General features: G+C 43.2%; 11 protein-coding genes and 2 rRNA genes. 5 read left to right on the top strand and 8 right to left on the bottom strand.

Annotation, left to right across the window (positions count from 1 at the left end):
* Nucleotides 1–138 precede the first annotated feature (138 nt).
* Both FHW88_RS29775 and FHW88_RS29780 read left to right on the top strand, forming a co-directional pair.
* On the top strand, nt 139–2946 hold the full coding sequence (locus FHW88_RS29775) for an outer membrane beta-barrel family protein (protein WP_176629108.1): 2808 nt from the start codon (nt 139–141) through the stop codon (nt 2944–2946).
* Between the two features lie 6 nt (nt 2947–2952).
* The gene (locus FHW88_RS29780; RefSeq protein WP_176629109.1) at nt 2953–3732 is read left to right on the top strand and encodes a GLPGLI family protein; all 780 of its coding nucleotides are present in this window, start codon (nt 2953–2955) and stop codon (nt 3730–3732) included.
* Nucleotides 3733–3860: 128 nt separating this feature from the next.
* Here FHW88_RS29780 and FHW88_RS29785 read toward each other — a convergent pair whose 3' ends face one another.
* Genes FHW88_RS29785 through FHW88_RS29805 form a run of 5 tightly spaced genes read right to left on the bottom strand, consistent with a single transcriptional unit; the run spans nt 3861 to nt 9232 of the window.
* Nucleotides 3861–4649, bottom strand: coding sequence for an SDR family oxidoreductase (locus FHW88_RS29785; RefSeq protein WP_176629110.1), 789 nt, complete (start codon nt 4647–4649; stop codon nt 3861–3863).
* Nucleotides 4650–4674: 25 nt separating this feature from the next.
* Nucleotides 4675–5955, bottom strand: a complete 1281-nt coding sequence (gene fucP / locus FHW88_RS29790; protein ID WP_090534993.1) for an L-fucose:H+ symporter permease — start codon at nt 5953–5955, stop codon at nt 4675–4677.
* A gap of 30 nt (nt 5956–5985) precedes the next feature.
* Nucleotides 5986–7203, bottom strand: coding sequence for a DUF6786 family protein (locus FHW88_RS29795; protein ID WP_176629111.1), 1218 nt, complete (start codon nt 7201–7203; stop codon nt 5986–5988).
* A gap of 5 nt (nt 7204–7208) precedes the next feature.
* Nucleotides 7209–8060 (bottom strand): fumarylacetoacetate hydrolase family protein, encoded by an 852-nt coding sequence (locus FHW88_RS29800; RefSeq protein WP_176629112.1) that lies wholly within the window; start codon nt 8058–8060, stop codon nt 7209–7211.
* Nucleotides 8060–9232, bottom strand: a complete 1173-nt coding sequence (locus FHW88_RS29805) for a glycoside hydrolase family 172 protein (protein WP_255485493.1) — start codon at nt 9230–9232, stop codon at nt 8060–8062. The genes FHW88_RS29800 and FHW88_RS29805 overlap by 1 nt, the downstream gene beginning before the upstream one ends.
* Before the next feature lie 285 nt (nt 9233–9517).
* Here FHW88_RS29805 and FHW88_RS29810 point away from each other — a divergent pair, with 285 nt between their 5' ends.
* The 3 genes from FHW88_RS29810 (at nt 9518) to FHW88_RS29820 (ending at nt 11285) form a co-directional block, all read left to right on the top strand.
* On the top strand, nt 9518–10102 hold the full coding sequence (locus FHW88_RS29810) for a Crp/Fnr family transcriptional regulator (protein ID WP_176629114.1): 585 nt from the start codon (nt 9518–9520) through the stop codon (nt 10100–10102).
* 159 nt (nt 10103–10261) lie between these two features.
* Nucleotides 10262–10978 carry a pirin family protein gene (locus tag FHW88_RS29815; protein ID WP_090534984.1) on the top strand — a complete coding sequence of 239 codons (717 nt, stop codon included), beginning with the start codon at nt 10262–10264 and terminating at the stop codon, nt 10976–10978.
* A 4-nt stretch (nt 10979–10982) separates the two neighbouring features.
* Nucleotides 10983–11285 (top strand): hypothetical protein, encoded by a 303-nt coding sequence (locus FHW88_RS29820; protein WP_176629115.1) that lies wholly within the window; start codon nt 10983–10985, stop codon nt 11283–11285.
* A 5-nt stretch (nt 11286–11290) separates the two neighbouring features.
* On the opposite strand, the gene FHW88_RS29825 is transcribed toward FHW88_RS29820, so the two are convergent.
* The 3 genes from FHW88_RS29825 to FHW88_RS29835 form a co-directional block, all read right to left on the bottom strand.
* The gene (locus tag FHW88_RS29825; RefSeq protein WP_176629116.1) at nt 11291–12118 is read right to left on the bottom strand and encodes a glycine-rich domain-containing protein; all 828 of its coding nucleotides are present in this window, start codon (nt 12116–12118) and stop codon (nt 11291–11293) included.
* Between the two features lie 400 nt (nt 12119–12518).
* Nucleotides 12519–12630, bottom strand: a 5S ribosomal RNA gene (rrf, locus tag FHW88_RS29830).
* Nucleotides 12631–12843: 213 nt separating this feature from the next.
* Nucleotides 12844–13611 (bottom strand): 23S ribosomal RNA (locus FHW88_RS29835); the annotation flags it as partial.

Below are 13611 nucleotides of genomic sequence, written 5' to 3' on the forward strand. Positions count from 1 at the left end.
CAGCCTCCCATATTTAACCCATCCAGCCACGACCAAATGTTAAATTTTGGCGATGAAATGTTAAATCTACAGTATAAAATGTTAAATCGCTTGCACAACTAACTATTTAGTTATATTTTGGCTTTCATAATCGACCTTATGAAAATCACAATTATTGGAGTACTGCTATTTCTTGTGGGCACAGTAAGCTTGTCAGCCCAAACCAATTACAGCATTAAAGGAATTATAGCCGATACCGTTTCTAATTCTAAATTAGCAAACGCCAGCATCAGCGTTATAACCGCTAAAGATTCCATCCTTCAAAAATTTACCCGTGTTAAAGAGGATGGTACATTTGCCATTAACAATTTAAGTAAGGGCAAGTTCATTGTACTGGCCACTTACCCCGGTTATGCTGATTTTGTAGAACGTTTTACGTTGGATTCGGCGCATACCACACACAACTTCGGCCGAATCAGCATGCTGCTTAAAGAGCGTCTTTTACAGGAAGTGATTGTAAAAGGAAAAGCGGCTGCCATCAAAATTAAGGGCGATACCACCGAGTTTAATCCTGCAGCCTACAATATCCAGCCCAACTCAAAAGTTGAAGACCTGCTGAAACAACTGCCTGGCATTGAAGTAGATAAAGACGGCAAAATCACGGCGCAAGGCCAAACCGTAAAAAAAGTATTGGTTGACGGTGAGGAATTTTTTGGAGATGACCCTACCCTGGTTACCAAAAATCTTCGTGCCGATATGGTGGATAAGGTACAGCTTTACGACAAGAAGAGCGATCAGGCTGCGTTTACAGGTATTGATGATGGCGTGAAAGACAAAACCATCAATATTAAACTTAAGGAAGATAAAAAGAACGGCTACTTCGGCAAGCTTGATGGTGGCATAGGCACCGATGGCTATTACCAGGGGCAGGCTTTATTTAACCGCTTTAAGGGAAAGCAGAAGTTTTCAGTTTATGGTACGCTGGGCAATAACGGTAAAACAGGTTTAGGCTGGGAAGATAATAATAAATATGGCGGCGGTAGCGGCATGGAAATGAGCGACGATGGTGGTTTTTACTTCTATAGCGGCGGAGGTGATGATCTTGATAGTTTTAGTGGCCGATATGATGGCGAAGGTAAACCGATAGCGCGTACTGGTGGCGTACATTACGATACCAAATGGAACGGCGATAAGGAATCTCTAAATACCAATTATAAAATAGGGTCACTTACGGTTGATGGGACAAAGAACACCCAAACACTAAATAACTTTCCTGGTAATATTACAACTGTTAACACCGATCAAACAAATCACAATTACCTGTTTCGCCAAAAACTCGACCTGAATTACCAGTTAAAGATCGATTCGATGCAGAACCTAAAAGTTACGGCCGACGGAACTTTAAGACACAGCGATACCAAAAGCTCATTCCAAACACAAAACCGTCTTCTAAATGGTAACCTTACCAACACCAACGATCAGGATAATAGCGCCAATGTTGACGGCAAGGTATTTAATGCCAGTGCCTTCTATACCAAAAAATTCAAAAAGAAAAGCCGCACGTTATCAGTAAACTTCAGAACAAGCCTTAATGAAAGTGATTCGAAAGGCTTCCTGAAATCAACTCTTGGTTACTACAATCCGGCAAACGGCGAACATTTAAGGGATACAGTTACCGATCAGTATAAAGCTAATAAAACTCAAAGCACAAATATCAGCACTAACATAACTTATACCGAACCCCTCGCTAAAGATTTTACGCTGGCTTTGAGTTATATGATAGCAGTAAATAATGCTAACAACGATAGGCGCAGCTTCAATAAACCATCTGCCACAGCTGGTGTTTATTCGGTTTTAGATAGCATTTATAGCAGCGATTATAAACTAAACCAATTATCAAACCAGGGAGGCGCGGTATTTAACATTCAGAAACAAAAATTCACATTTAACTTTGGCACCAAAATAGCCGGAGTTAAGTTTAAGCAGGTTGATGAATTTGGTCGTACACCTGATTTAACACGTAATTTCACCAACTGGTACCCGCAAGCCAGCTTCCAGTACAAATTTACCAAGCAATCAAGCATTCGTTTAAGCTACAATGGCAATACTTCGCAACCCAGCATTGATCAGATCCAACCGGTTAGGATAAATAACGACCAATTGAACATACAAACAGGTAACGCAGACCTGAAACCGTCATTCACCAACCGTTACAACATCAGCTATAACTCGTATAAAGTTATCAGCAATCAATATATCTGGATCAGCGGTTCGTACTCAACAACCAGTAACCCCATTGTAACCAATGCTGTACGCGATACCTCTGGTGTTATTACCTATAAGCCATCAAATTTAAAAAACCACTCAACCAGCACTTTTTGGGCAAATAGCTATTTTGAAAGAAAAATACCGGGAATAGGTATTAACGCTGGTTTCGAGTTATCAGCTAACGGTAGTGGCTACTATAATTTCCAGAATGATACGCTAAACAAAACCAAATCATATAACTATTCGGGAAGTATCCGGCTTTCTAAATATAAAGAGAAAAAGTACGATGCCTGGATTTCGGCGGGCCCTACCTACACGATCAACTCATCGTCGTTAAATTCCGCACTAAATAATAACGGACGCGGATTTAACGCCAACGGAGGCTTCAACATTTACCTTCCGGGAAAATTCCAGATCGGATCGGATGGAAACTACACCTATAACGCTCCGACAAAATCTTTCCCTGATCAGGATTTCAGGCGCTTCCTGTTAAATGCCAATATAGCGCGCACATTTTTTAAAGACGCGCTGAAAGCAACCATTTCGGGCAATGATTTGTTAAATCAAAATATCGGTTATAACCGTACCGGCGCATCAAACATCATTACGCAAGAACGTTACACCACTATAAGGAGGTACTTCATGTTCACCCTCACCTGGGATTTTAACAAAGTTGGAGGCGGTGCACCTAAAAAATAACCTATCATGAAAAAGATTTTAACCTTAACAACCATATTGCTATTAAGTGCGAACCTTTTGCTTGCGCAGGGCAATAAGCATTTTACTTTTCACGGTACCATTGAGTATAACAAAACATCAAATATGTGGGCCATGCTGCAAAAACTGATCAACAAGGATAATGAAAGCTGGTACCAGCCGATGTATGATCAGTACAAGAAAAATAAGCCACAGTTTAAGGTTTTGAAAAGCTCATTAAAATTTGGCAATAATCAAACCTTGTTTACTCCTATTGAACCGGAATACACCCCCAACAATTTTGGCGACGAACTGCCGATGGCTGTACAGAATAATACCATTTACACCGATTATAATACGGGTTTAAGCACCAGCCAAAAGAAGATATTTGAAGAAACCTTCCTGGTAAAGGATACCACAAGGCACATTAAATGGAAACTAACCGGCGAAAGCAGGGAGATTGCCGGTTATAACTGCCGCAGAGCAAACGGCCTCATACTTGATTCTATCTATGTAGTAGCTTTTTATACCGATGAGATCCCTGTTTCCGGTGGCCCCGAATCATTTAATGGTTTGCCGGGTATGATATTAGGAGTTGCATTGCCCCATGAAAACATAACCTGGTTTGCCACCAAGGTCACCGAACAACCGGTAGATGAAAAATCCCTCTCAGCACCTAAAAAAGGGAAAGCAGGTAATAACAAAAGCTTCCTTACTGTACTGCAAAACGCCATGAAAGATTGGGGCGAAACTTATGCAAAGCAGTATTTAAAAGGATTTTCGTTGTAGGAGGAGAACGTTAGTGCGAAAACCAGACTTACGAAGTTTTTGAAACTTCGTAAGTCTTCTAAAGGCAAGCCTTCTCAGATCATATCCAAGCGCCAGTGTCTTCACGGGCGCTTTTTTCTTGTATACCTTTACGCGTTAGCCAGCGCCCTGTCCAGATGCACATAACCGCCATCAACATAAATTAATTGTCCGGTGGTATGGCTTGATACCGGCGACAATAAAAACGCAACAGTATTGGCAATTTCTTCGGCCGTAGTCATACGGTTACCTAACGGAATTTTCGATTCAATTTCTTTCAGTTTTGCCTGTGGATCGGGCAGGGTCTTGATCCAGTTAGCGTAAAGCGGTGTCCAGCATTCGGCTACTACAAGTGCGTTTACACGGATGCCATATTTTAACAGTTCTACAGCCCACTCGCGGGTAAGCGCGTTACGGCCGCCATTTGACGCGGCATAACCTGAAGTATTGCCCTGCCCGGTGTCGGCAGTTTTTGAAGTAATATTGAGGATAGCCCCTTTTGACTTTTTTAACTCGGGCAAGGCATGATGCGCCATCAGGTAGTAATGCACCACGTTTTTATGTAACGATGCCATAAATCCTTCATAGTCGCCGCTTTCCAGGCCAACTCCATCATTTACCCCGGCATTGTTTACCAATCCGTCAATACGGCCAAATTTAGCGACAACTTCATTCACTGCGTTTTCGCATGCTTTGGGGTCAGTAAGTTCGGCTACTACCTGGTATGCCTTATGCCCCGCTGTTTCTACAGCTTCAACCGTTTTCAGGTTATCAGCCTCACCGCGGCCTATTATAACCGGGATAGCACCCTCGGCAGCTAACACTTTCACTATGCCTTCGCCTATGCCCTTGGCGCCGCCGGTAACTATAATTACCTTATCTGTAAGTTGTAAATTCATTTTTTTATAATAGATAGATCAAATATTAATGCGAACCTGATAAGGTTAGCTTTTTAACTTTATGGTTGTTGATAGCAAAGATCAGGATGCCAAAAAAGCAAATACCGGGCACAACATAAGCCCATTGGATGCTATGAGTGGCATCAGATACCCTACCCATGATTACCGGGAATATAGCACCACCCACAATCCCCATGATCACCAATGATGAACCAAGTTTGGTTTTAGCGCCCAGTCCACGGATACTTAACGAGAAAATAGTTGGGAACATGATCGACATAAAGAACCAGGTACACATTAATGCGTAAACTGCGACTTCGCCTTTTAGCGTTACAGCCATAGCTATCAGGAAAATGTTAATAATCGCATAAGTGATGAGCAGTTTAACCGGGTTAAAATAACGCATGAGCAATGTACCAATAAACCTGCCTGCCATGAAACCTGCAGAAGCGATAGTGAGATAAAAAGAAGCTGGTTTTTCGGCAAATCCGGCTACTTTTTCTGAATAGCGGATAAAAAAACTGCTTATGCCAGCCTGTGCCCCTACATATAAAAACTCAGCAAAGATACCGGCCCTTAAACTTTTCACGTGCAGCAGCTCGCTTATCCTTACACCAAGCGAACGGTTGTCGTTAACTGCCTCTTCACTGGTTTCTTCAACAATTGGCGGGAAGTGCGTGCGATAAATTAAGAATGCAACTACAAGCACCACTGCGCCAATTACCACAAAAGGAATTTGTACAGACGATGCTTCATGATTAAGATATTCATTCAGCTGCTCGGGCGACATTTTGCTTGATTCCGCATCTGTTAACACTTTGCCCGATAAAATATAATTGCCACCAACAAGCGGAGCCAAGGTAGCAGCCAATCCGTTAAATGATTGTGAAAAGTTGATCCTTCTTTCAGCACCAGCCGGATCACCTAACACCGTTATATAAGGATTAGCTGCCGTTTCCAAAAAGGCCGCTCCCGAAAACACAATGAATAACGCTGCTAAAAAGAACGCGTAGTTGCGTACCGCAGCAGCAGGGAAAAACAGGAATGCTCCTGTTGAAAAAAGTATCAAACCTAAGATGATCCCACCCTTGTAGCCATATTTTTTCATGAACTGCGCGGCCGGAATGGGTAATATAAAATAGGCAATATAGGATGCCGAATCGATCAGTGAGGATTGCAGGTCATTAAGCTGACAGGCTTTTTTTAAGTGTGGAATTAAGATTGGATTAAGATTGAGCGCGAATCCCCAGATAAAGAACAGGGAAGTAATTAATGCTACTGCGAACAGGGCGTTGTTTTTTGACATTAGTGTTTATGGTTGTTATATATTGATCTGTTATTTAAATGCTGCTGAAATATCATCCAGTGAAATCCCCAGTGTTTTTAATGCTATTTTGTTTAATGCGGCTTTATTACCGGTGAAATGGAATACACTATGTTTATGTGTAAGCTTTTCGCCCGGCTTCAGGAACGCGGCGGGTGATACGCTTTCTATCTCATAAAAAGGCCCCATTTGCTTACCATCGGCCAGTGGGCCATCGTTATAAGCATTCACCGCGTCGCCGCTGTAAGGCGCGGTATCTGTTTTCCATTCCTGGTTTAGGTAGGATGCTGTACTATCCACATCAAACATGGTTATGGTTAAAACATCGTTCTCGGCATCGTAACTGCCAGCCATATTTTTTGCCCGGTTTGGCGGGATGCCCAGTTTACCGCGACTTTTGCCATCGGCCTTAAACAGCAGAATGCCGTTTTTATAAGTGATCCTATCCTTCGGAATCTCGCCGAAATAATTGGTAGTGGCTACTTTCCCTTTCGCATTTTCATTATAGGGAACTACAATCACCACTTTTGGCGACGGGGTAAACATATCTAAATTCCACAAACAAGGTGCGCCTGTAGCTTTATCCCAAGCTTTATCTCCTACATTAATGAGGGAATTTACAGTATTAAAACCAACTGTTTTTACAGCTGTATCCGCATCAATACTTAATACTTGCTGAATTGCTTTTGGCTCCATGATCTCCACATCACGCTCCAGCTTTATGGATAATTCGGTGCCGGCATAATTTTGCAGATGGGTGCTTTTGCTCATCGATACCTTTTTATCCGAAGCTGAAATGAGTTCCCAACTTTCATTATCAACAGCAGCCGGCGTATGCCAATTGGCAAACTCCATTTTGGTGCCCGGCTTAAAGAAAAGCGAGAATTGCCCGCCTTCCGGCCCAAGCCACAGGCGATCTTCACCGCCAAAGGCATTCATATGCGGGTCTGGCTGTTTCAAATCGAATGTTTCATACTTGATCCATCCGAAACTTTTACCATTTAAACCATCAGCGGTAGATGTAAAAACCTTTGCCTGATATTTGGGCGATACGATCACCTGCCCTAAACCGCTGCCATCTTTTAAAACGATAACACTATCCTTTGCTTTTAAAAAATCAAGATCAGATCCAAAAGTTCCTTTCATGGGTAGTTGAGGGTTGCGCATGGTACACGACACCGAAGCGGCAAACAGCAAAACTAATGATGACTTTTTTAAAAGCTGCACCATACCGCTTATTTATGTTTATGATTTAAGCCAATCACATTCACCATTGTGCCGATATGGTCAATACTGATCTCCACAACGTCGCCGGCTTGCAAAGTAAAACTTGGCGGCGGCACCAGGCAGGTGCCCGTCATTAAAAAGCATCCGTAAGGAAAATCACATTCGCTGTATAAATAACCGGTAAGTTCTGTAAAGGAGCGTTTAATACGTGATACCGTAGTTTCATCTTCAAAAACCAGCTCTTTTTTACGCTTAATGTTCATGCTAATCACGGTATCGCCAGGAATTGGCTCGGAAGTTACATATAAGCAAGGCCCAAGTGCGGCACTTTTTTCATAAACTTTAGCCTGCGGAAGGTACAACGCATTTTCTCCCTCAATACTCCGCGAGCTCATATCATTGCCAATGGTATATCCCTGGATATTACCATCGCTATTCACAAATAGTGTAAGTTCAGGCTCTGGCACATCCCACTCCGAATCTTTGCGGATGTAAACCTCACCGTTATGCCCGGATACCCGGTGAGCAAGGGCTTTGAAAAAAAGCTCAGGCCGGGGTGCGTCATAAACCTTATCATACAAACTCGCGCCGGTTTCTGATTCCTCCATGCGGGCATCACGGCTACGTAAATAAGTCACCCCGGCGGCCCATACTTCCTGGGTACCTATAGGTGGCAATATGTTGCCGGTTAAATGTTCGTCTTCTACTTCAGGACTTAAAGCCGTGGTATCTGTAGTTACCGATTCAAGATAGGCTGCCAAACCATCACGATTGATCAGTTTATCCCATTCATCATCAATAATATATGATGAGCCGTTATGTTGCAATAGGCTGCCCTTGGCAAGTTTATATAGTTTCATTAGTTTACTTCCAGTTCGTCTTTTGAGGGAAATTTAGGGAAAGGGCCATGTTCGCCGGTTTGATACCAGAACACGGTTGAAGCGATATCATCCTGCAGGGGCATGTACCGGCCATCGTGCCGCCAACCCAAGGCCTGTATGGTAACCTTCAGGCTTTTTTCAAAGCGGATTGGATCAACGATATGCCAGCGGTACATGCCAAAACGCTGTGCAATTTCATAGTGCCCATCGCCGCGGATTACCTGCGGCAAGCCGCTGTAGGGGCTGCAAAATTCGGTGTACTCCGTTCCCGGTTTTTCTTTCCCGTTGGCATCTTTATGGCGGGTATCAAAATCATACGATCCGCAAAAATAATCTTCTGTCCCTGTTCCATTTATAGTAGGAAACTTGGTATCGCCATCCATAAAAAATTTGATCTCCCCTTCGCCCCACCAGCCATTTTTGTTTGAGCCATAAGCTATGTAAGTACCAACATATTGTCCTTTGCCTTTAATACTATCCACCAAAACAAAATCCTTTTTGTATGGCAACGGATTTACCCTGCGAAACTGCGCGTGAAAATAGCCCGCATCTTCGGGTACATCTGTCAACGTATAATCAACCTGGTAGTACAGCACCATATCGGCGTCGTCGATATTTTCCATAGTGATGCGGCATTTTTTACGGAACGGCATTGGCCAGTAGCAGTTAAAAGCGCTACCCGGGTTTACTGCCACAGCCAGCGAAGATACCGGAGCATATTTGCCCCAACCCATGCAAAAAAAGTCGCCCACGGGCACTTCTACCGAAGGGGTGGTTTCATCATCCCAATAAAAACGGATTATGGAATAGCGCCAGTTACCGGTAGGGGTCATCCAGATATGCTGAATAGCGCCCGATCCGTTAATTTCGGCAACGGTAAAAGTTGTATGCTTTTTAATAACAACGCTCGGGCTTACTTTCCAGGTCTGGCCCAGATCGCGCGAAGCGTTGGCGCCGGTGCCGTTTGTGGCCATGCCACCTTTACCTTTCTCGCCCGTAAAATTTTCCGGGCTGATAGATCTTGTTTTGGCATCAGATGTACGATAAAGGTTGCCGAGCCCAACATCAAGACCGTTAAATTTTTGCTGCGCATCAACAAACGAAGCAACAATAACACACAGGCAGATCGTTAAAAAATAATTTTTCACCATAAAACTTATCTTTAAAATCATTTAACGCAGTAATTGGTAATGCGTTCCAGGTTTATTTGTTTATGCTTCAGGCCTTGGTTAAAAAAGCCATTCACAATCATATTGATAATTTTTTGCTATCCATACCGCTTTATAAGCATAACATGCGCATATTTTGGCATGGCTTACCTGCGGTTGATAAAGCTAATTTAAAATTTATTAAATAAATGCCTGCGCCTGTAAAAAACAGGATAGATTAATTGTCCATTCTTCGATAAATAAGCTAAATAAACCACATTTTTGCATATGCCGTTTGATCTGATACTTAACAATCTCGAAAAACACATCCACTTAACCCGCGAAGAACAGGAAATTTTCACGGCTTATTTACAGCCTAAAAAAATAAAACGAAAACAGTTTTTGCTTACTTATGGTGAGATATGCAAGTATTCGGCTTTTGTAACGGCCGGTTGTTTGCGAGGTTATACCGTAGATAAAAGTGGTATCGAACATGTGTTAAACTTTGCCCCTGCCGACTGGTGGATTGCCGATATGTATAGTCTAATTTCGCAAAAAACCGGTATCCAGAATATCGAAGCATTGGAAGATACCGATGTGCTGCTGCTATCAAAAGCCAACCAGGAAAAATTATATATACAGATACCTAAGTTTGAGCACTTTTTCAGGATCCTGACCGAAAACTCACTGGTAGCCAGTCAGCAGCGTCTTATCGATAGTCTGAGCCTTACCGCCGAAGACCGTTATTATAATTTTTGCAAACGCTACCCTACACTGATAGATCATCTCCCACAAAAACAAATAGCCTCCTATATAGGTGTAACCCCCGAGTTTTTTAGCCGGATGAAAAGCGAAATGGTGAGGAAAAGATAGATGAATGGTTGATTGGGTTGATTAGAGAGTGGTTTTATACGCAATAAACAACTACTCTCCACCCACCTAATCAACTACTCTCCAATTTTCTTAACCTACATCAAGTGCCGCCAACCAATGTCCCTTTAAATTTGTATTACAATTTAAAGGAAACACACCATGGCACAGACCATTTTACATAAAGCCAACACCCGCGGACATGCAGACCACGGATGGTTACACAGCTACCAATCATTTAGTTTTGCTGGTTATTACAATCCTCAACGGATGAACTTTGGCGCGTTGAGGGTGTTGAACGATGATACCGTTGATCCGGGTATGGGTTTCGGCAAACACCCGCATGATAATATGGAGATCATTTCAATTCCGCTGGAAGGCGACCTCGAGCATAAGGACAGCATGAACAATGTAGCTGTTATCAAAAACGGAGATATCCAGGCGATGAGTGCCGGTACCGGAATTTTTCACAGCGAATATAATTTTGACCGTACCAGCGAAGTGAAATTTTTGCAGATCTGGATCTACCCTAATAAAAGAAATGTAGAACCTCGTTACGATCAGATTTCATTAAATCTTGAAGACCGTCATAACAAACTGCAACAGGTATTATCCCCCAGTCCCGACGATGCAGGTGTGTGGATCCATCAGGACGCATGGTTTCATTTAGGCAAGTTTGACAAAGGAGTAAGCACCGAATACAGCATCAAGAAAGAGGGCAACGGCGTTTATACGTTTGTGTTAAGCGGCGAAGTGATTATTAATGGCGAAACTTTAAATAGTCGCGATGCTTTGGGTATTTGGGATACCGACAAATTTACCGTTGAAGCAGGTACAGATTCAGAGTTTTTGTTAATTGATGTACCAATGAAATTTTAAGATCATGGAAAAGACGCAGATACTGGTAGTTGGCCGTCACCCCGAAATACTGGCTACCGTGGTACGGCTGGTAAACAATAATCCTAATTGGAACGCAACAGGCTGCCTCAGCGATGAGGAGGCCATTGCGGCATTCAGTACGCGGGATTTTAAACTCGTGCTATTAGGTGGTGGTGTTGATGAGATATCGGAATATAAATTGAATGAATATTTTTGTGCCGAAAAACCCAGCATTAAAATAGTTCAGCATTTTGGCGGAGGGAGTGGACTGCTCTCGGCTGAGATTTTTGAGGCATTAGGTAGCTGATTAACTTAATGGCTGCTGCAACCACTACATCCTGAAGCAGAGCACCCTGAGCAACCGCTTCCACATCCACTGCCCCCGCCGCTATGACACCCATGACCAGAATGTCCGTGATGGCCCGAATCGAAACTACTATCAGCTCCGCAGCCGACGGTACTACAACCAGTCCCACCACCATTACCGTCACGGTCCCGTTTATCATCATTGCGCCCTTCACTATGATAACTTAATATGGTAACACCAACAAACAGTACCAGGAAAATTAATATAAAAATATCATTATCTGAGGCCTGTATGCATATCCATGAAACAAGGATCAACATCCCCATCAACAACAATACTTTAATTCGTCGAGGTTTACGGATAAGCCAGTATTTATCCAGGTTCACTCGTTGAAAATTAATCTCTTTAAAGCGGACTTCGTTTCCAGGCCAGATATCAGCAGGCGACGGTTCGTTAAAACAGTTAAAATATAATTGGCCGGTATCAGTATAAAACGTGTCATACTTTACTGCTTCGCTATTTCCACCTTTAGTAGGATTATGATGGATCTCCCTTCCGAGTGTGTCACGGCAAAGATCTATCCAATATGACCGGGTAAAAGTTAAATGCAGGTGCCAGGCCTGATCAATAGCATCGGAAGGTGTTACACCATGTTCGGAGATACAACAAAGAAAAATAAAACGTTTGTATTCAGCAATCACTCTACGGGTATAAACTAAGTCCCACCCATTCTCGCGCGCCAGGCGTTCGGAAAATTTGAAAGCAGCTTCAGGATCATCCAATTGAAAATCCAGGATCTTTTGCCAAAGCGCGGCTTGTTCTGCTGTAAGCATATGTTTAGGTATATACTTTAAAAATAGCAAAATAATATGGTAATGAAATGTTTATTGGTGATGGTGTTCGTTATCTTGCTATCGATCGGACTTTGTTCATTTTGTTAAGAAAAAGAACAAAGCCAACCCGCGGCAACTAAGCGGGCCAACGTAAAGTTAAATACAACAATGATTTCTTTGGGCGTTGCCTGTGGCCGGGCTATGCGCTCATACTGCACGGGCATTAGCCACAGGCCGGTATCCGCTCCTATCCCTAACGTGGTTTGAGGGTCAGTGGAAAGCAGAGATTGGCTACAGTTGGCATGGCTTGGGATAGGAGAATCCCCAAAGTCTAATAACGCAAAAAAGCCTTAGTAATTAGCTAAGGCTTTTGCGATGTAGCACTATTGAAAGTGATAAAGGGTGGCACCGACCTACTCTCCCACGTTTTACCGCAGTACCATCGGCTCTGGCGGGCTTGACTTCTCTGTTCGGAATGGGAAGAGGTAGACACCGCCGATATAGGCACCTGAATTTCTTTTTATTAAGGTGAAAGCTTAAAGGTAAAAGGTTAAAGGTTTCTTACCTTTCGCCTTTATCCTTTGGCCTTTCAGCCTCATAAATGACATATTATTGAAAGAAGGAATTGAATTTAAGAGAAAACAACAGCTTTGTTGTTCATTATCTGTTTGTCTCGGATTAGAGGTAGCGACTAATCTCTTAATCTCTAACCTCTAATCTCTGCTTTGAAGAAAGCTTCGGGCAATTAGTATTACTCGGCTATGATGTCACCACCTTTATACCTGTAACCTATCAACGTAGTAGTCTCCTACGACCCTCAATGGAAGTCTCATCTTGTGGCTAGTTTCGCACTTAGATGCTTTCAGCGCTTATCTATTCCCAACGTAGCTACTCTGCAGTACACCTGGCGGCATAACAGATTCACCAGAGGTTAGTCCAACCCGGTCCTCTCGTACTAAGGTCAGCCCCACTCAAACTTCCTGCGCCCACAACAGATAGGGACCGAACTGTCTCGCGACGTTCTGAACCCAGCTCGCGTGCCACTTTAATGAGCGAACAGCTCAACCCTTGGGACCTTCTCCAGCCCCAGGATGTGACGAGCCGACATCGAGGTGCCAAACCTCCCCGTCGATATGAGCTCTTGGGGGAGATCAGCCTGTTATCCCCAGCGTACCTTTTATCCTTTGAGCGATGGCCCTTCCATGCAGAACCACCGGATCACTATATCCGTCTTTCGACCCAGCTCGACTTGTCTGTCTCACTGTCAAGCAAGCTTATGCTATTGCACTCCGCGTACGGTTACCAAGCGTACTGAGCTTACCTTTGAAAGCCTCCGTTACCTTTTTGGAGGCGACCACCCCAGTCAAACTACCCGCCAAACAATGTTCTCCACATTGTAGAGTTAGACACCAAATACAGAAAGGGTGGTATTTCAACGTTGACTAACCAACTCCTAGCGAAGCTGGATCACAGTCTCCCACCTATCCTACACA

Source organism: Mucilaginibacter sp. SG538B, from assembly GCF_013376065.1.
Taxonomy (GTDB): Bacteria; Bacteroidota; Bacteroidia; order Sphingobacteriales; family Sphingobacteriaceae; genus Mucilaginibacter; species Mucilaginibacter rubeus.